Source organism: Bradyrhizobium sp. USDA 3311 (genome assembly GCF_054062495.1).
Genome location: NZ_JBSSFI010000001.1, coordinates 1822694 through 1842252, shown reverse-complemented (window position 1 = coordinate 1842252; position 19559 = coordinate 1822694). Strand labels below are relative to the sequence as shown.

General features: G+C 66.0%; 15 protein-coding genes. 11 read left to right on the top strand and 4 right to left on the bottom strand.

Features of this window, described 5'->3' with window-relative positions:
* Positions 1–22 precede the first annotated feature (22 nt).
* Together ACVWW6_RS08710 and ACVWW6_RS08705 are read left to right on the top strand one after the other, a co-directional pair.
* Positions 23–385 (top strand): hypothetical protein, encoded by a 363-nt coding sequence (locus tag ACVWW6_RS08710; RefSeq protein ID WP_060909787.1) that lies wholly within the window; start codon positions 23–25, stop codon positions 383–385.
* A gap of 29 nt (positions 386–414) precedes the next feature.
* Complete coding sequence (locus tag ACVWW6_RS08705; RefSeq protein WP_028175664.1) at positions 415–876, top strand: MaoC/PaaZ C-terminal domain-containing protein; 462 nt, start codon at positions 415–417, stop codon at positions 874–876.
* Between the two features lie 416 nt (positions 877–1292).
* On the opposite strand, the gene ACVWW6_RS08700 is transcribed toward ACVWW6_RS08705, so the two are convergent.
* Positions 1293–2099: an N-acyl homoserine lactonase family protein gene (locus ACVWW6_RS08700; RefSeq protein ID WP_456680532.1), complete on the bottom strand. Its 807-nt coding sequence runs from the start codon at positions 2097–2099 to the stop codon at positions 1293–1295.
* Between the two features lie 407 nt (positions 2100–2506).
* On the opposite strand from ACVWW6_RS08700, the gene ACVWW6_RS08695 reads away from it, so the two are divergent.
* The 4 genes from ACVWW6_RS08695 (at position 2507) to ACVWW6_RS08680 (ending at position 9079) form a co-directional block, all read left to right on the top strand.
* A complete protein-coding gene (locus tag ACVWW6_RS08695; RefSeq protein ID WP_456680531.1) occupies positions 2507–4030 on the top strand; it encodes a caspase family protein in 1524 nt (507 codons plus the stop codon).
* Positions 4031–4176: 146 nt separating this feature from the next.
* Entirely contained in the window at positions 4177–4848 is a 672-nt protein-coding gene (locus tag ACVWW6_RS08690; RefSeq protein ID WP_028175667.1) for an OmpA family protein, read from the top strand.
* Positions 4849–5006: 158 nt separating this feature from the next.
* Positions 5007–5936: an efflux RND transporter periplasmic adaptor subunit gene (locus tag ACVWW6_RS08685; RefSeq protein WP_456680530.1), complete on the top strand. Its 930-nt coding sequence runs from the start codon at positions 5007–5009 to the stop codon at positions 5934–5936.
* Positions 5936–9079, top strand: coding sequence for an efflux RND transporter permease subunit (locus ACVWW6_RS08680; RefSeq protein WP_161532678.1), 3144 nt, complete (start codon positions 5936–5938; stop codon positions 9077–9079). Before ACVWW6_RS08685 ends, ACVWW6_RS08680 begins: the two co-directional genes overlap by 1 nt.
* Before the next feature lie 15 nt (positions 9080–9094).
* Here ACVWW6_RS08680 and ACVWW6_RS08675 read toward each other — a convergent pair whose 3' ends face one another.
* Complete coding sequence (locus tag ACVWW6_RS08675) at positions 9095–9769, bottom strand: Crp/Fnr family transcriptional regulator (protein WP_028175670.1); 675 nt, start codon at positions 9767–9769, stop codon at positions 9095–9097.
* Positions 9770–10005: 236 nt separating this feature from the next.
* On the opposite strand from ACVWW6_RS08675, the gene ACVWW6_RS08670 reads away from it, so the two are divergent.
* The 3 genes from ACVWW6_RS08670 (at position 10006) to ACVWW6_RS08660 (ending at position 16023) form a co-directional block, all read left to right on the top strand.
* The gene (locus tag ACVWW6_RS08670; RefSeq protein ID WP_456680529.1) at positions 10006–12069 is read left to right on the top strand and encodes an AsmA family protein; all 2064 of its coding nucleotides are present in this window, start codon (positions 10006–10008) and stop codon (positions 12067–12069) included.
* Positions 12070–12317: 248 nt separating this feature from the next.
* A complete protein-coding gene (locus tag ACVWW6_RS08665; protein ID WP_390894469.1) occupies positions 12318–14765 on the top strand; it encodes an adenylate/guanylate cyclase domain-containing protein in 2448 nt (815 codons plus the stop codon).
* A 391-nt stretch (positions 14766–15156) separates the two neighbouring features.
* Positions 15157–16023: a hypothetical protein gene (locus ACVWW6_RS08660; protein ID WP_370205217.1), complete on the top strand. Its 867-nt coding sequence runs from the start codon at positions 15157–15159 to the stop codon at positions 16021–16023.
* Here ACVWW6_RS08660 and ACVWW6_RS08655 read toward each other — a convergent pair whose 3' ends face one another.
* Positions 16024–17295, bottom strand: coding sequence for a Spy/CpxP family protein refolding chaperone (locus ACVWW6_RS08655; RefSeq protein WP_456680528.1), 1272 nt, complete (start codon positions 17293–17295; stop codon positions 16024–16026).
* A 136-nt stretch (positions 17296–17431) separates the two neighbouring features.
* Positions 17432–18457 carry a LysM peptidoglycan-binding domain-containing protein gene (locus tag ACVWW6_RS08650; RefSeq protein WP_304549528.1) on the bottom strand — a complete coding sequence of 342 codons (1026 nt, stop codon included), beginning with the start codon at positions 18455–18457 and terminating at the stop codon, positions 17432–17434.
* On the opposite strand from ACVWW6_RS08650, the gene ACVWW6_RS08645 reads away from it, so the two are divergent.
* Together ACVWW6_RS08645 and ACVWW6_RS08640 are read left to right on the top strand one after the other, a co-directional pair.
* Entirely contained in the window at positions 18432–18602 is a 171-nt protein-coding gene (locus ACVWW6_RS08645; RefSeq protein WP_304549529.1) for a hypothetical protein, read from the top strand. The genes ACVWW6_RS08650 and ACVWW6_RS08645 overlap by 26 nt on opposite strands.
* 40 nt (positions 18603–18642) lie before the next feature.
* Positions 18643–19335 (top strand): hypothetical protein, encoded by a 693-nt coding sequence (locus tag ACVWW6_RS08640; RefSeq protein WP_404525091.1) that lies wholly within the window; start codon positions 18643–18645, stop codon positions 19333–19335.
* Positions 19336–19559 lie beyond the last annotated feature (224 nt).

Below are 19559 nucleotides of genomic sequence, written 5' to 3'. Positions count from 1 at the left end.
ACGCGGGATTTCGCAAATCGCCATGAGCGCGGCTATCGCGATGGTGATGTCGCCGGCGCCGGCGCCGGGGCGCGATCTCGACGGACGCTACAGGAATTCACCACTTCTCGAATGGTTTGAGAGTTTGGCAAGCGGCAAAGGCCTCTGCTGTTCGCACGCCGACGGTCATGCCGTCGAAGACGTAGACTGGGAAGCCAGAGACGGCCACTACCGTGTGCGACTGCCGAAAACCGCCGACTCCAAAGTGATGATCTGGGTCGATGTGCCTGACGATGCCATCATCACCGTACCGAACAAAGTCGGACGCACCATGGTCTGGCCGATCTACAACGACCTCTATCCGGAGATATCGATCCGGTGCTTCTTGCCAGGGAGCATGACCTAGATTGGCGGGCGCTTGTAAAGGATTGACCGATGACCAGCGGCTATTTTGAAGACACCGAGATTGGCGATAGCCGCAAGGCCGGCCCCTATTTTGTCTCCAAGGACGAAATTATTCAGTTCGCCAAGCAATATGACGCACGGCCCTTCCACATCGATGAGGAAGCTGCTGCGCGCTCAGTTTTTGCGGGACTGACGGCATCCGGTGCCCACACGTTCGCGATCTTCATCTCGCTAACGAGCAAACTACAGCCTCCGCTCCGTGTCCTTGCCGGGCTCGGCTGGGATGAGGTGAGGCTGCCGAACGCGGTACGCCCCGGAGACCACCTCGATCTTGAATCGATCGTTCTGGAGAAGCGCGAGTCGAGGTCGAGCTCCGATAGGGGAATCCTTCGCAACCAAATCCACTTGCGCAACCAAAGACGCGAGACGGTGCTACAGTGCATCGGCAATGTTCTCGTTGCGAGGCGACCGGATGCGAAAGCATCGATGTAAGCCATTCAATAAGCTGCCGTCGGTTGGTTTCGCTCTGATGTCTCTTGTGCGTCACAAGGCGACATTCCGGGTTCGGGGCTGGGTGTCCGCTTTACCCTAGAAAGCAAACATCCCGGATTTACGAAGTACACGCCCCTGCATTCCTGACGACTAGTTGACCCTCATGGCGAGGAGGCGCGACGCGCGGCGCCGTCCAAAACTCAATCGTCGTCCCGGACAAGCAGTGCTCTAGACAACGCGAAGCGTTGTCTAGAGCGAAGCGCAGATCCGGGATCCATAACCACAGGACGCAGTGATCACGAAGACTCGCGGTTGCAGTGTCGCGCCAAACTCTTCCCTGGGATTATGGGTCCCGGATCTACGCGCGCTTTGGGCGCGCTTGTCCGGGACGACGAGCGTGGGGCAGGTCTCAACCGCTATTTCACGAACGACCGCGACGGCGGCAAATGCAGCGCCCAGGCGTCGACCTTGTCGCTCGCACGCGGATAGATCTCCGTCACGATCGGATCGTGGCCGGGGATGAATCTGTCAGGATGGCCGGCGAGGCGCTCGATCGTCTCCCAACCTGCCGCCATGTCACCGACATTGTAGACGATCGGGAACGGGCTGCGGCGCTGGAGATTGGCGTAGTAGTGCGCGGCGTCGGACGCCAGCACCACCGGCCCGCGCGCGGTCTCGACCTTGACCACCTGCAAGCCGTCCGAATGGCCGCCGACACGGTGCACGGTGATTCCGGGCGCGATCTCGCCGTCGCCGGAATAGAAATTGACGCGCTCGCCATAGACATGGCGCACCATCTGCGTGACGTGCTCGACCGAGAACGGATGTCGCAGCAGTCCGTTGCACATGCAGCGGCCGGTCGCGTAGGCCATCTCGCGCTCCTGGAGATGGAAGCGCGCGTTCGGGAAGCGGTCGAGATTGCCGGCATGGTCGTAATGCAAATGCGTCACGATGATGTCGCGAATCGCCGACGCCTTGACGCCAAAGCGCTCCAGCGCATCGACCGGATTGAGCGTCAGCTTGCGCGCGCGTGCGCTCGCCTCCTCGGCATTGAAGCCGGTATCGACCAGGATGTCGCGGCCGCCGCCGCGGATCAGCCAGACGAAGTAGTCGAGGTCCTGCGCCGCGCTGTCATGCGGATCCGGCGCCAGGAAGTTCATGCTGGGAGTGCGCGGCGACATGGTCGCATAGCGCAGTGCGTAGATTTCGTAGGCGTTTCCCATGATTTTTCTTTTGGTCTTGCTTCTTGTGTGGACCTTCGGGGAGGTACGAGCGCACCAAGCCATTGTCCGCCGGAAAGGTCAAACGCCATGCGTGATGCGCGGAGGCCCCCTCCAATGTGAGACCAATCACATTTTCGGCGCCAAGATTCCCCTAAAAAAGACTCCCCTAACAGGGGTGCCCCGAGATGGGCGCTGCAATGCCCAACCGGATCGCGTCGAGCACGACCATGATGGCCCGTTTATTCCCCTCGCGGCGCGCCCCTGCGTTGCGGTCAATCGTCGCGATAATGCCGAATCTCCAAGCGGTTGACGCCCCCTCTCCCCGGTTTGATAATGCACATTGCGTAAGTTAAGGTCGCCGCGGCGCAAGCTGGGAACGGCGCCCTTTTGGCTGGACCGCGCTGATTATGAAAATTCGCTTCCTTTTCCTTCTTGCCTTGCTCGTTTCGCTCGTCCCGACCGCACCGTCGCTTGCGGCCGGCGACCGTTATGCGCTGGTCATCGGCAACGCCAAATATCCGGATGCAGACGCCCCGCTGAAGGAGCCGCTCAACGACGCACGTGACGTCGCCGACGAGCTCAAGCGCGACGGCTTTTCGGTCGAGATCGGCGAGAACCTGACCGGCGACGGCATGCGCCGCGCCTTCGACAAGCTCTACGGCAAGATCAAGCCGGGCTCGGTGGCGCTGGTGTTTTTCAGCGGTTTCGGCATCCAGTCGGCGCGCCAGAGCTACATGCTGCCGATCGACGCGCAAATCTGGACCGAATCCGACGTGCGCCGCGACGGTTTCAGCCTGGAAGCCGTCCTCGGCGAGCTCAACACCCGCGGCGCCGGCGTCAAGATCGCGCTGATCGATGCCTCCAGGCGTAACCCGTTCGAGCGCCGGTTCCGCAGCTTCTCGGCCGGCCTGACCCCGGTCATCGCGCCGAACGGAACGCTGGTGATGTATTCGGCGGCGCTGGCCTCGGTGGTGTCGGACGCCGGCGGCGAGCACAGCCTGTTCGTCCAGGAACTGCTGAAGGAAATCCGCGTCCCCGACCTGATGGCCGAGGAGACGCTGAACCGCACCAAGATGGGCGTCACCCGCGCCTCGCGCGGCGAGCAGGTGCCGTGGATATCCTCTTCATTGGCCGAGGATTTCTCGTTCATTCCGGGAGCCGGCGGATCGCGTCCGACAATGGCGCCGCCGCCCGCGCCCCCCGCGCCGCCACCCGTCGTCGCCAATAACCCGCCGCCGGCACCACCGGCGCCGCCATCACCGCCTCCGCCGCCGAAGCCGGCCGACACGGCGGCCGCACCGGCTCCCGCGCCCGTCCCGGCCCCATCACCGAAGCCCCAGGTCGAGGCCGCCTTACCCCCGCCGCCGCCGGTGAAACCGGCCGACCCCGCTCCCGCGCCGAACGCGGACGCCGGGCCTAGCGCGGCCGCCCTCGCGGAGGACCCCACCATCAAGGGCCTGACGGCCAAGATCGCGGCCAATCCTGACGACGTGAACGCGCTGTACCGCCGCGGCCAGGTCTATGCCAGCAAGGGCGCCTACAACCTCGCCATCAAGGATTTCGACGACACGCTCCGGATCAACTCGAAGGACGTCGAGGCGCTCAACAACCGCTGCTGGACCCGCACGGTGGTCGGCGATCTCCAGGGCGCGCTGAAGGATTGCAACGAAGCGCTGCGGCTGCGTCCGAACTTCGTCGATGCGCTGGACAGCCGGGGGCTGGTCAATCTGAAATCGGGAGCGGTGAAGAACGCGATCGCCGATTTCGATGCGGCCCTGAGGATCAATCCCCGCCTCACCTCCTCGCTGTACGGACGGGGCATTGCGAAGCAGCGCAACGGCTCCGCCCAGGAAGGGGCGCTGGATATTGCCAATGCCAAGGCGATGGATCCGAACATCGTTCAGGAATTCGCAAGCTACGGAGTACGCTAGTATTTTTTTGAATTGAGGCGACCGACGCCTCGAACCTCGGCGGCCCAGGCAAGACTAATGGACGGATGCCGCAGGCGGCCTTTCCCGGGGGGCCTATTGCAGGAATTTTGGAACCACGCAGCTCGGCTGCGCAGGAGGGACTGGCAATGAGATCGGCTGCAAAAGGACTTACCGCAATCCTGTCCATCATGGCCATTGGTGCCGCGCTGTCGCTGCCGGCCTCCCCCGCATTCGCCGGCGACGACGGCAACAGCAAAAACGTCACCGAGGACGAGATCGTCCGCGCGCTGGCGCCGCCGCAGAAGAAGCCGCTGACCCGCGGCCTCTCGATCGCGCCGCAGGCCGACCCCGCGCCGAGCGCATCGGAGACCAAGCTGATCCAGTCCGTGCGCGGCCGCTCGACGCGCTCGCTGTCGTCGACCGAGCGCGAGGAAATCGCGTCAGTCGCCAAGGACAAGCCGAACATCGATCTCGAGATCACCTTCGACTACAACTCCGCCAACATCAGCACCAAGTCGCTGGCTTCGGTGCAGGCGCTCGGTCGCGCGCTGACCAGCCCCGACCTGAAGGGCTCGACCTTCGTGGTCGCCGGCCACACCGACGCCGCCGGTGGCGAGAGCTACAACCAGGACCTGTCTGAACGCCGCGCGGATGCGATCAAGCGCTACCTCGTCGAGAAGTACAGCATCTCCGCGACCGACCTCGTCACCGTCGGTTACGGCAAGAGCAAGCTGAAGGACCCGAGCCAGCCAATGGCCGAGGTCAACCGCCGCGTGCAGGTCGTCAACATGGAAAACAAGACCACCGCATCGAAGTGAGCACGACGCAATCCGTTGAAGTGACCGTGCGTGATGTGGTGTAAAGTCTCGCTTCCAAAGCGCGTCCCGCAGCCTTGCGGGACGCCGCTTTGTTTCAGGGAAACGCTCTCAGCAGGCCTCGTGCGGATGGCCGTGAGCCAGGCCAGGACAATCCGGCGATGAACGTCTCCGACTATCTCAAGCCTGCCGGAACCGTGGCGTTCATCGTCGCGCTCGGCATCGGCTATTATCTGTTCGAGCATCGGCGTCGCCCCGAGGCGAAGGAAACGCCGGGCGAGGCGCTCGTCATCGTGACGAAGTCGACCAATGCCTGCTTCTCCGACCTCGTCCGGGTGACCGGCTTTTTCGTGCCGCGCCGCGAGGCCGTTGTCGTCGCCGACCAGGAAGGCTCCCGGGTCACCGAACTCTTCGTCACCGAAGGCACCATGGTCACCGACAACCAGGAGCTGGCGCGCCTGACGGCGCCGCCGCAGATCCCGGGCCAGCCGCAGCGGCCCGGCCCGCAAGGCCCGATCTCGCTGAAGGCGCCGGCGCCGGGCCTCGTCACCGAAGTTCGCACCATCGTCGGCGCGCCGGCCTCGCCGCAGGCCGGCCCGATGTTCCGCATCGCCGTCAACAACGAGATCGAGCTCGACGCCCAGGTCCCGGCCGTGCACATGCCCAAGCTCAGCGCCGGCGCGACCGTGCGCATCAGCCGCGACGACGCGCCCGATCTGATCGGCCGGGTGCGGCTGGTTGCGCCCGAAATCGACCGCGCCACCCAGCTCGGCCGCGTCCGCATCAGCGTCACCAACAATCCCTCGCTGAAGGTCGGCGTGTTCGCCCGCGCCTCGATCGACGCCAAGCGAAGCTGCGGCGTCGCGGTGCCCAAGACCGCGATCGACCATCTCACCGTGCAGGTCGTCAAGGGCAACACGATCGAGACGCGCAAGGTGCGGGTCGGGCTGTCGTCCGACACCGCGACGGAAATCCTGGATGGGCTCGACGTCGGCGAAATCGTCGTGGCCGACGCCGGCTCTTCACTGCATGACGGCGACCAGATCAAGACCATGTTCGCCGATGAACTCGATCGCACGCGGGTACGCTGATGGCTCTCAATATCTCGGCATGGTCGATCCGGAATCCGCTGCCGTCGGTCGTCTTTTCGATCATCCTGCTGATCCTCGGCTGGACCTCCTTCGCCAAGCTCGCGGTGACGCGGCTGCCCTCGGCCGACATTCCCGTGATCTCGGTCGCGGTGTCGCAGTTCGGTGCGGCGCCCGCCGAGCTCGAATCCCAGGTCACCAAGACCATTGAAGACGCGGTCTCCGGCGTCGAGGGCGTGCGGCACATCACCTCCTCGATCACCGACGGCCTGTCGCTGACCACCATCCAGTTCGCGCTGGAGACCAACACCGACCGCGCGCTCAACGACGTCAAGGACGCGGTGACGCGGGTGCGCTCCAACCTGCCGCAGAACGTCACCGAACCCCTGATCCAGCGCGTCGACGTCATCGGCCTGCCGATCGTGACCTATGCGGCGATCTCGCCCGGCAAGACGCCGGAGCAGCTCTCCTATTTCGTCGACGACGTGGTCAAGCGCGCGCTCCAGGGCGTGCGCGGCGTCGCCCAGGTCGAGCGCATCGGCGGTGTCGAGCGCGAGATCCTGGTCTCGCTCGATCCCGACCGCCTTCAGGCGATGGGCCTGACCGCCGTCAATGTCAGCCAGAGCCTGCGCGGCACCAATGTCGACGTCGCCGGCGGCCGCGCCGAGATCGGCAAGAACGACCAGGCGATCCGCACCCTGGCCGGCGCCAAGACGCTGAGCGACCTCGCCGGCACCATGGTCCCGCTGTTCGGCGGCGGCGAGGTCCGGCTCGACGATCTCGGCACCGTCACCGACACCATCGCCGACCGCCGCACCTTCGCCCGCTTCAACGGCGAGCCGGTGGTCGCGCTCGGCATCAAGCGCTCCAAGGGCGCCAGCGACGTGAAGGTCGCCGACGCCGTGCAGAAGCGCATCGACGCGCTCAAGGCCGCCTATCCCGACGTCGACCTCAAGCTGATCGACACCTCGGTCGAATACACCAACGGCAATTACGAAGCGGCGATCTCGACCCTGTTCGAGGGCGCCATCCTCGCCGTCGTCATCGTGCTATTGTTCCTGCGCGATCTGCGCGCCACCATCATCGCCGCGATCTCGCTGCCGCTGTCGATCTTCCCGGCATTCTGGGCGATGGACCTCCTCGGCTTCTCGCTCAACCTCGTCAGCTTCCTCGCCATCACGCTGTCGACGGGTATTCTTGTCGACGACGCCATCGTCGAGATCGAGAACATCGTGCGGCACATGAACATGGGCAAATCGCCCTATCGTGCCGCGCTGGAAGCCGCCGACGAGATCGGCCTCGCGGTGATCGCGATCTCGCTCACCATCATCGCAATCTTCGCCCCCGCGAGCTTCATGTCGGGCATCGCCGGACAGTTCTTCAAGCAGTTCGGCATCACCGTCTCGGTGCAGGTGTTCTTCTCGCTGCTCGCGGCGCGCTTCGTCACGCCGGTGCTGGCCGCCTACTTCCTCAAACACGGCCATCACGAGGAGCCGCCGCCCGGGCGCGTGCTGCGGTCCTATCACCGGATCGTGGCCTGGTCGGTGAAGCACTATTTCATCACGGTGCTCATCGGCTTCGGCATCTTCGCCGCCTCGATCTGGAGCATCACGCTGCTGCCGCAGGGCTTCCTGCCGGCGCAGGACAGCGCGCGCTCGCTGCTTGCCCTCGAGCTGCCGCCGGGCACCCAGCTCGCCTACACCGAAAAGGTCACCGAGGACATCGTCGCGCGGCTGCGCAAGCGGCCCGAGGTGAAGAGCATCTTCGTCGACGGCGGGCGCGTCCCACCCGGCACCCAGGAAGTCCGGCGCGCCGCCCTCATCATCAACTATACGCCCAAGGGCGATCGCGACATCACCCAGCGCGAGCTGGAATTCTCGATCAGCCAGGAGCTGGAGAACATTCCCGACATCCGCTTCTGGTTCCTCGACGAAAACGGCCTGCGCGCGATCTCGCTGGTCGTGACCGGCGTCGACGCCAACATCGTCAACAACGTCGCCAGCGAGCTCGCGACGCAGATGAAGCGGATCCCGACCATCTCCAACGTGATCTCGGAAACCACGCTGGAGCGGCCCGAGCTGCGCATCGAGCCGCGCGCCGATCTCGCCGCACGCCTCGGTGTCTCCACAGAAAGCCTGTCGCAGACCATCCGCGTCGCCACCATCGGCGACGTCGGGCCTGCGCTTGCCAAATTCGACGTCGGCGACCGCCTGGTGCCGATCCGGGTGCAGCTCGAGGACGCCGCGCGCGGCAACCTCAAGACGCTCGAACAGTTGCGCGTGCCGCTCGGTGAGCACGGCGAGAAGGGCGGCGTGCCGCTCTCGGTCATCGCCGACGTCAAGCTCGACCAGGGTCCGACCAGCATCAACCGTTACGACCGGGACCGCCAGGCCACCGTTGCCGCCGACCTCGTCGGCTCCGCGGCGCTCGGCGATGCCACCAAGAAGATCAACGAGCTGCCGGTGATGAAGAGCCTGCCGAAGGGCGTGAAGGTCTCACCGTCCGGCGACGCTGAAAGCCTGAACGAGCTGTCCGACGGTTTCGCCACCGCGATCACCGCGGGCCTGATGATGGTCTATGCCGTGCTGGTGCTGCTGTTCGGCACCTTCCTGCAGCCGATCACCATCCTGTTCTCGCTGCCGCTGTCGATCGGCGGCGCCATCGCGGCCCTGCTCGTCACCGGCAAGCAGCTCACCACGCCGGTCTGGATCGGCATCCTGATGCTGATGGGCATCGTCACCAAGAACGCGATCATGCTGGTGGAGTTCGCCATCGAGGCGATCCGCGACGGCAAGCCGCGCGACGAAGCCATGATCGACGCCGGCATGAAGCGCGCCCGCCCGATCGTGATGACCACGATCGCGATGGCCGCCGGCATGATGCCGAGCGCGCTCGCGGTCGGCGCGGGCGGCGAATTCCGCTCGCCGATGGCGCTCGCGGTGATCGGCGGCCTGATCTTCTCGACCATCCTGTCGCTGGTGTTCGTGCCCGCGATGTTCATGGTGATGGACGATCTCGGCGCCCTGATCTGGCGCTTCGGCAAGCGGCTGATCGTGCACAGCGAGGATACCGAGGCCCCCGGTCATCACGAAGCTTCGCCGGCACAGCCGGCACCGAAGAGCATCGTGCATCCGGCGGCGGAGTAAGGTTCGCGAGAGCCCCTACTCGTTCCGCGCGATCGCCGTCAGCTTGGTCATGTTCCTCAGCAGGATACGGCCACGCTGGAGATCGAGGATCGCGTCCTTGCGCCAGGCCTGAAGCTGGCGGTTGACGCTTTCGCGGGCGGCGCCGACGAAGACGCCGAGCTGCTCCTGCGAGATGTGCACCTCCGAGCCGAAATCGGCGGCGAGCGCGCAGAGCCGCCGCGCGAGGCGAACCGGCAGCGGCTGCAGCATGGACTCTTCCATGCGCTCGCTCTGCCAGCGGATGCGCTGGCACAGCAGCGCGATGATCTTGATCGCGACCTTCGGCTCGCGCTCGAGGAAGGAGAGAAAGTCTTCGCGCCGCAGCACGAACAATTCGCTGGCTTCGCCCGCGGTCGCGTCCGCGGTGCGGTTCTGGCCGTCCAGCACCGCGACCTCGCCGAACAGGTCGCCCGGCCCCATGAAATTCAGCGTCAGCCGGCTGCCGTCGGCGGCGCCGGTCTCGATACGGACCTGGCCGCGGCGCATGCCGAACAGCGCGTCTCCGGCATCGCCCTTCTGGAACAGCACCTCGCCATTCGCCAGATGCTGGGTGTGGCAGAGATTGGACAGCCGCTGGAGCTCGTCTGCGCCGAGATCGGCGAACATCGGGTTCATCTTCAGGATGACCGCAAATTCGGCCTGCTTGCTCATTTCAACTTCCTTGTGAATTTACTTGTCAATTTCGCTGGCAAATCGGCTGGAACCATCAACGTCCAGAATCGCGTAAAACCGCGCCGGAGAAGTGTGTCATAAGTCACATAACTTTGCAGCACCCCCTGACTATTTTTGACCGCTTGGAGCGGCTTCCCGTCCCGGGATAAACTCACGCGCATAGGACGGGTGAGCGGCCGGATTCGGCACCGTTCGTCCGTCGTTGGAAAGTCGACATGAGAGCAGTGAAATTCGCCGGCGCCGCGGTCGCCGCTGTCGTCATCGTGATCGCGCTTCTCCTCGTGGTCGGGATCCCATCGGGCTTCCTGACCTCGACGATTGCGTCGCGGGTCGAGAGCGCGACGGGCTATCGCCTGTCGATCGACGGCACCACCAGGATCAGCCTGTGGCCGACGCTGAACGTCACCTTGAACGATCTCACGCTTCAGAATCCGAAGGACCGCAGCGGCATTACGCGCCTCACCGTCGACAGCGTGCAGGCCGACATGTCGCTCTCCAGCGTCTGGTCGGGCCACCCGAAGATCAGCGAGCTCATCGTCACCCGCCCCGTGCTCTACCAGCCGCTGCTGCGTGAGCGCCTGCCGAATGCCGGCGCCTCGTCGAAGCCGCTCGCGCTCGACACGGACGGCGCGACCATCGATCGCGTCAAGGTCACCGACGGCGAGGTCGCATTCGCGCGCGTGCGCGATCGCGTCGAGAGCCGCATCAGCGCCATCAATGCCGATGCCGTCGTTGGCCGCGACCGCAACGTCAGCATCACCGGCACCGCGCGCGTCGGCGAGCACCCGACCAAGTTCGACATCAAGGCGACCACGCCCGCGCCGCCAACCGACCGGCCGACGATCCCGGTGGAGTTCGCCATCGACATGCCTGATGTGCTGAAGTCCCGGCTCGCAGGTCACGCCGAGATGCGGCTGAGCGGCGATCTCGTGATGATCAACGGCGTAAACGGCACGCTCGGCGACGGCGCGTTCAACGGCTGGGCCTCGGTCGACATCGCGAGCAAGCCTCTGGTCAAGGTCGATCTCGACTTCCAGCGGCTCACGATTCCGCTGGCGAAATCGCCGGACGGTGCGTCCGGACAGCCCTGGAGCAATGTGCCGATCGACGTGTCCGGGCTCAATTATGTCGATGCACAAATCAGGATCTCCGCGAACGACGCCGTGATCGGCGATGCGCGTCTTGCGCCGCTGGCGCTCGATGCGAAGCTCGCCGGCGGCGTGCTGAAGGCCGGCACCGCCAATCTCGGCGCCTATGGCGGCCAGGTCTCCGGCGAAGTGATCCTGGATGCGACCAGCGGCGCGCCGAGCTTTGCCATGCATTCCGACCTCGTCGGCGTGCGCGCGCTGCCCCTGCTCCAGGGCCTTGCCGAGTTCGACCGGATCGACGGCAAGCTGCAAGCCAAGCTCGCATTGCGCAGCGCCGGCACCAGCCAGCGCGCCCTGATGGCGAACATGCAGGGCACGGCCTTCGTCAATTTCCAGGACGGCGCCATCCGCGGCATCAACGTCGCGCAGATGATCCGCTCGCTGACATCGGGCACGCTGTCCGGCTGGCAAGACAACCAGAACAGCAGCCAGGACCAGAGCACGGATTTGTCGCAGCTCTCGGCCTCCTTCCGCATCGACAAGGGACAGGCGGTGACGACCGATCTCAACCTGATCGGGCCGCTGGTGCGCGTGACCGGCGCCGGCACCATCGCGCTCGACACCAAGATGTTGGGCTTTCGCGTCGAGCCGAAGCTGGTGATGACCACCGAGGGCCAGGGCCGCGCCTCCGAGCCGGTCGGCTTCGGCATCCCCGTGATGATCCAGGGCAGCTGGTCGCAGCCGCGGATCTACCCTGACATGGCCGGCATGCTCGACAATCCCGACGCCGCCTACGCCAAGCTGCGCGAGATGGGCAAGGGCCTGTTCGGGCCTGATGGCGCCGGGCTCGGCAATATCCTGGGCAGCCTTGGTCTCGGCGGCACGACCGCGCCGGGTGGCGGCAATGCAGGCAGCAACGCCAATCCGCAAACCCAGCAGCCGGGACAGAACAATCTGCTCGGCGGCCCGCTGGGCGAGGCGCTCGGCAATCTGATCCAGCAGGGACTTTCCAGCGGAGCTGCAACCGGCACTGGCACCGGCCGCAGCCGCAGCCTGCCCGCGACGCCATCCACACCGGCACCGCAGGCCTCGCCCGCGCCGGCGCCCCCGGCCCCGGACGAGCCGCCGGTGGCGCAGCAGGACAGCCAGCCCATGAACGACGTGTTGCGGCAGCTCTTTAATAATCGGTGATTGGCGGACCAACGGGCTGGACTCCACGCCAATCCCTTACATCGGCCCGGCCTTTCCCTGCTTCCTCCGAACGGATGAGCCTGCGACAATTCACCACCCTTTAGGCCCGACCCGGCGTCCACTTCGGGTAACCACGCCGGCCGGTCCTCCGGTCCCCGGGACGTCCCTTGGCCCAAATTGTGATAGAAGGGCGGCTGGGCCTGTACGGCCCGTAGCGCCGGCGTCGATGGCGGCGCAAGAGGATCCGGATGGCGGGAGCGAACGACAAGACACGGTTTCTGCGCGAGGGCCTGTTCGCCAAATACGTCGTCTCCCTCGTCGGCCTCGTCGTGTTCGTCCTCGCCGTCAGCGGCGCGATGGAGACCTGGATCTCCTATCGCGCCACCAAGACACAGCTGACCGACGGGCTGGAGGACAAGGCGCAGGCCGCGGCCCGGCGGGTGGAACAGTCGATCTCCGAGCTCGAGCGCCAGATCAGCTGGGTGACCCGCGCGAGCCAGGACACCCTCGAGAAGCGCCGCGCCGACTACGCCCAGCTCCTGCACCAGGTCGCGGTGGTCAACCAGCTGTTCCAGCTCAACGGCGACGGCCGCGAGGTGCTGCGCGTCTCGCGCCAGTCGACCACGACCGGCGGCAATGCCGACCTCTCCCGCGACATGCGCTTCACCGACACCGTCGCCCGCGGCGTCAGCTACGCGCCGGCCTGGTTCTCCGACAGGACTCCGTTGATGTCGATCTCGGTGGCGCATTCCGGCTTCAACGCCGGCGTCACGGTCGCTGAGATCGATCTCAGCTTCCTCTCCGAATTGCTGTCCGACGCCCAGGTCGGCAAGGCGGCCTTTGCCTATGTGGTCGATCCGCGCGGCCGCGTGCTGGCGACGTCCTCGAAAGGACCCGATGTCGGCAAGGACCTCTCCAAGCTGCCGCAAGTGGCTGCCGCGATTTCGCCCGGCCGCGGGCCCGACACGTCGGGCACCGACTTCAACGGCTATTCGGTGCTGACCGCCGCGAGCACCGTACCGAAGCTCGGCTGGAGCGTGCTGTTCGAGCAGCCGACCACGCAGGCCTTGACGCCGATCCGCGATCAGCTGGTGCGCATCGCGCTCTTGATCGGCATGGGCCTGATGGTCGCGATCCTCGCCGGCACGCTGCTCGCCCGCCGCATGATCATTCCGATCACGGCGCTGCGCGACGGCGCGCACAAGCTCGGCGAAGGCGATTTCAGCCACCGCATCGACGTGCACACCTCCGACGAGCTGGAAGATCTCGCCGGCCAGTTCAACCGCATGGCCACCCAAATCCAGGAGACCTATTCGAACCTGGAGACCAAGGTCGAGGAGCGCACCCGCGATCTCGCGCAATCGATCAACGAGCTCAAGGTGCTGGAAGAGGTCGGCCGCGCCGTCGCCTCCTCGCTCGATCTCAACGCGGTGCTGCCGACGATCGCCGCCCGCGCGATCGAGATCACCCATGCCGATGCGGTGCTGATCTACGGCTTCGACGCCGGGACGCGTCGCTTCAACCTGGTCGAATCCAACGGCATCGACAAATCGGCTGACGGCGCCCATGTCACGATCGACGAAGGCGACAACATCCTGAGCGATGCCGCCGGTAGCGGCGAGCCGATCGCGCTTGCCGATCTCGACCATGCGGCCGAGCAGCCGCTGCGCGACGTCGCGATCGAGGCCGGCTTCCACTCCGTGCTGGTGGTGCCGCTGGTTGACCAGCAGGGCACGCTCGGCTCACTCGTTGTTTTGCGCCGTGCCGGCGGCGAGTTCGCCGCCAGCATCATCGGCCTGATGCGGACCTTCGCGAACCAGGCGGTGCTGGCGATGCGCAATGCGCGCCTGTTCACCGAGGTCGATCACAAGAGCCACGCGCTGGAAGCGGCGCACGAGACCGTGCGCGCCCAGGCGGACAAGCTGCGCGTGCAGACCGAGCAGCTCAAGGACTGGAATAAGTCGCTGGAGGAGCGCGTCGAGAAGCAGCTCGGCGAGATCGAGCGCATCCGCAAGCTCGAGCGGTTCCTGGCACCGCAGGTCGCGCAGTTGATCGCCTCCTCCGACAGCCCCGAGGGGCTGCTCACCAGCCAGCGCCGCGAGGTCACGGTCGTGTTCTGCGACCTGCGCGGCTTCACCGCGTTCACGGAAGCGACCGAGCCGGAAGAGGCGATGAACGTGCTGCGCGAATATCACGCGGCGCTCGGCACGCTGATCTTCAAGTATGAGGGCACGCTCGACAAATATGCCGGCGACGGCGTGATGATCCTGTTCAATGCACCGATTCAATTCGAGGACCACACCCAGCGCGCCGTGAAGATGGCGGTGGAGATGCGCGACACCATCGGCCCGCTGACCGAGCGCTGGCGCAATCGCGGGCATAGCCTCGGCTTCGGCATCGGCATTGCCCTCGGCTATGCGACGCTCGGCCAGGTCGGCTTCGAGCAGCGGCTGGAATATGCCGCGATCGGCAGCGTCACCAACCTCGCCTCCCGCCTCTGCGGCGAGGCCAAAGCCAACCAGATCGTGGTCAGCCGCCGCGTCTACGGCATGGTCGAACCCTGGGTGGAGGCGCGCGCACTCGACGACCTCGTGCTCAAGGGATTCAATCATCCCGTGCTGGCGATGGAGATATTGAGCTGGCGCGAGGAAGTGGAGAACGTGGTGGATGCCGCGGCGGCGCGCAGGCGGGGGTAGCCCTCGCTCTCAGCCGCACGCTCGCTGCGTTCCCTCCCCCCTTGCGGCAGGGCAATCGCATTTAAGGCCGTTGCTCTGCGGCCCACGAGACGCCCGCCTTTGGCGGGCCCTCAGGATGAGGACGGAGTTCGCGGCAGCAATTTCGACCGGCAAGGATGCCGCTTAGCCTCATCCTGAGGAGACCGCGGAGCGGTCGTCTCGAAGGACGAGGCGCGCGCTCAGGCCCTGCCAAAAGTCATATGCGATTGCCCTGCCGCAAGGGGGGAGGGTGCGCAGTGGAGCAAGCCGCACCGTCGTCGCGACTCTTGCGACGACACTACGAACCACATCCCTCCAACCCGCGACTAACGATCGCCTCAACGACGAGGCACACTCCGGATGGGAGACGATCGTGTCGCTTGGCTTGCCTTCGCGCGCCTATGACTTGCAGATGCTGGACCGTCCGACTGAGCGTGCGCGCGACCACGGCTGGGTCTATGGCTTGCCGCCGGGCATCACATCCGAGCAATGGCCGCTCGATCCCGTCACCGGCTATCCGCTGATGCACGGGTTTACGCTTCTGCTGCCTGACGATTATCGCGTGCATGGCGAAGACATCGTCGCGGTGTCGTTCTTCGCCACCGCGCCCGATCACAATGACGGCGGCGCGCCCGATGATCCTGAAATCCGCGAGACGGTGCTGGCGCTCCCCTCGCATCCGCGCCTGTCGCGCATGACTGACATTCTCGATTACGAATATGCTGCGCTGCTGCTGACCAAGGCGGAATATGACGGCGCTTTCGCGACGCCGCCGGCGCCGCTTGCGCTGGCGACGGCCGACCGGCCGCGCTGGCTGGATGTCGGCGGCGCCTGCGCCTTCTTCGAGGCCGCCGCGCCCTACGCCAGGAAGATGTTCGCCGCGCCGCCGCGCGCCGATCTCGCCGAGACCCGCGCGATCGCCTTGACGCCGCGCGCGAGCGATCCCAATGCCGGCAAGGGCCCGCAGGACGAGCACGTCCGCCAGAACCCACCGACCGGCTATCAGCCCTATTACTATTATGTCGGCGGCGTGCCGAGCCGCGACAATTTTCGCCTGCACGATTGGAGCAAGGACCACGCCCACAACCATCTCGGCGGCACCATGCGGCCGTGCCAGGCGGTGCCGGAGATGAGCCCGTTCTACATCGAGTTCGAGGAATATTTCGGCGGCTACAATTTCGGCGGCGGCAATGCGCAGCTCGACTTCAAGGAGATGAAGTTCGACTGGGCGTGCGGATAGTCACGCCCCCCGCTTCGGTCCGATCGCCTCGAAGCCGGCCTTCTGCTCGTCGCTCAGGTCCGCCTCGAAATCGTCGAGCGCATCGGCAACGCCGTTCACCGCTTGCAGCATCGTCTCCAGCCGTGCCTTCACGGCCGTGAGGCGGCCTTGCGGTGTCGCGGCGGGCTTGGCCGGGCAGGCGCTCAGCGTCTCTATGGTGCGCAGCGTGGTGTCCTGGAGCACGTCGAGCCGGGCGCGGCCGATGTCGTCGAGGCGAAGCGTGGACGCGATGTCGGCCACGGGCCATTGCTGCTGCACGAGCTGCTCGTACTGGCGCTGCAGCTGGGTGTCATAGCGAGGATCGCTGTCCGCCGCGCAGGCGCTTGCTGCCTGCGCATCCTTGTGCTGGCCCGCTGCAAGCGCGGCGAGACGCTCTTGCCCCAGCGCGTCGAATTTCTTCTTCTGGTTCGCGTCGAGCAGATCGACAAATTTGGCGAGCTGCGGCGCTATCGCGTCCGTTGCCTTGATCATGGCCTCCAGGCGCTCGCGCATCAGGCCGAGGCGCTCCGATGCGGTCGCAGGCACCTGCGCCGGGCAGGTCGCGCGAATGCTGTTGCGCGCCGCCGTCCAGGCGGCACTGAGATCATCGAGCGCGGTGCGCTGCAATTCGTTCGGCTGCACGGCGGCAGCAATGCGATCCGCGGGGAAGCCGGCGGGATCGCTGACGTCACAGATGTTTTGCGCCGACGGAATCCTGCGCGCAAACCGGCCTTGCGGCGCGGCGTAGGCGGCAAGCTCCTTGGCCGCATAGGGCGAGAACAGCGCGGCGTAGATGTCGCCGTAGCCGTAGAGCGAGATGCTGGTCGTATCGCCGAGGATGACGGCATTGGCGAGATCGTCATGGGCGAACGGCCAGAACACCGGACCGGCCCAGCCATAGCTGCCGTCGGGGTGGCGCCACCAGCCCTGCGGGCGGCGGCCGCCATGCCAGCCCGACAGCGCCGCTTGCGCCGTGAGCACCGCGCGCAGGATGGCGGGATTGGGCGGTTGCCGGCTCTCGACGCCGCGGGGATCCTGCGACCGCAACGCGGCGGAGCGGTATCCGCCGCCTCGCACCGCCATGCGGGCATGACGCAGGCGCGACAGGCCGATCACGTGGCCGACGGCGAACCGCGCGACGCCGAGCGGCCCGCCGCGCAGCCCGAACTGCGCTTCGGCCCTGTTCGGCAGCAGCACCGCCAGAACGACAAGGGCGGCGCCCGCCAGCACGGGGCCCATCCGTGATCCCGACATGATCGCTGACCTGACCACCTTGGCCCTCCTCCAGCGCCAAGCGCGCACCACCTCGCATCACATGACGCGCGGGGGAACCAAAGGTTCCGGGAGTACGACGGTCAAAGCGTCGCGGCGGCGAGAAGAAGCGCCGCGCTCATTCCGCCTTTTGCGGCAGCACGAGAGTCTGGCCGGGATAGATCAGGTTCGGGTTGTGGATCTTCGCGCGGTTGGCGTTGAAGATCACGGCGTAGCGGGCGCCGTCGCCGTAAGCGAGCCGGCTGAGCGCCCACAGGCTGTCGCCGCGGGAGATCACCCGACTGCCGCCCGCCTCCGCCGGTGTGCCGCTGAGGGCGTCGCCCGGCGACGCCGATGCGACCGTCGTGGCGGCAGGCGCTCGCGCCATGCTGCCCCTAGATTTCGTCGCGCCCATCATTCTGGGCCGCGCCGCGGGCCTGTCCGATGCCGACGGCAGGGATGCCACGACATCCGATCTCGCGTCCGGCGTCGCGGCCCGCTTCGTTTCCAGTTTGGCGGCGGGCGGTGCAACGCGCGCCGGCGGCGGCGCCGCCTCCGCGATCGTCACCGGCATGGTGCGGCTGGACTGCGTGACGGTGCCATCCGGCGCCCTGGCGCGCAGGGTCAGCTCGTAGCTGCCGGCGGGAAGTTGCGGCGGCGTCATGACGAACTGGCCCGACGCATCGGCCACGACCGAATCAAGCGGCTGGCCGTCGCGCAGCAGCTCGACCTTTGCGCCCGGCGTGGCCTGGCCCGCGATCACCGCCGCTTCGCCATGGTCGTCGATGCGCGCGACGTCGAACCGGGGACCGGCGTCGGTCGCGGCCACCGGCGGCTTGACCGGCACGAGATCAGCCAGCGCCGTGACCTGCTTCTGCGTCTCGGCCAGTGGACCCGCAGGCTTCGGCGCGGCGGCGGACGCGGGCGGCGCGCCGGCCGCGAGCTTCGGTTCTTCGGGCGTCGGCGCTGCCTTGGTCTCGGGATTAGGTTCGGTCTTGATTTCGGCGTTGGCTCCGACCTTGGCCTCAGGCTTGGCCGCGACGGCGATCTCGGTGCTCGTCCCGCCCGGCAACAGGCGGCGCAGCTCGGTGGGGCCGATCACCAGCACGGTGCCGACCACCGCGAGCAGGCAGAATGCAATGAAAGCCTTGGAAGCGGTCATCATCAGAAAGCAGACCCTTGCTGGCAAATCGGCCGATGACGGCAAGTTGCTCCGATTTGGCTACGGCAGCAAGACGGTCGAAGGGATTACCGCCCTCCGTTCCCACCCGCTACGGATGAACCGGCGCGGCCCCGTCGGCGTCAAATGATCGAGGCCGCATCGCGGCCTATTTTTTGAGGATTTTTCCCGTGACTGCATTCTGCCGCCCCGCGCCATGGCTGGCGCTTGCCGTGATGCTCGCCGCCACCCCCGCACTTGCCGCCTCGGGCCCGCCGCCGGACTACATCCTCACCGACAATGCCGATCTCGCCTTCACCTCGCCCGACGGCGCCACCCGGATCGAGCAGTACATGAAGGACAGCAAGGATTTCGACGTCAAATGGCAGGCCTGGGCGAGGAACGGCGAGCGGATGACGGAGCTGAAGCCCGAGCAGGGCTATGGCGCCGGCTTCCGCTTCACCAGCGACTCGCAATGGCTGGTGCGGATGCAGAAGACCGGCTCGGGCGAGCAGGATCTGTTTCTCTACCATGTCGAGAACGGCGCCTTCGTGAGCGCGACGAAGAAGTCGCTCAGTGACCTCGCCTGGGCCTATTTCCACAGCCGGCCGGACACGAAGAACATGAAGCTCGACTACCACATCTCGGCCAATCTGATGAAGGGCACCGAAGATGCTTATCGCTGGCTCGGCGTTGACTGGCCCAACAACCGCTACCTCCTGATCTCGCTGTCGGGCGAAATGGACAAGCATCCGAAGAACGTCGCCGTGAAGGGACTGGCCGACTGGAGATGCCGTTATGACCTCAAGACCGGCAAGTTCGACGTGCCGGCGATGTTCGCCAAGGGCAACGCGGAGGCGCTGAACTGGGAGATCCGCCGGTGAGATGTGGCCTCCGCCGACCCTGGGCGGCTGCGCTCAAACAAAAACGCGAAAACAACCCCAAGCACAGTAGAACCGCAGGGCGGGGCGGCGAGGCGTAACTTGCCTTGCGGACTGGCTTTCCGCCAGCCGGGGCGCCAACCTCCCGATTCCGTTCCGATTCATATTTTCGTAACCCTCACTGGTAACGGGGTCTTGTCGGTTTTGCTGCATCTTGCATCCCACGG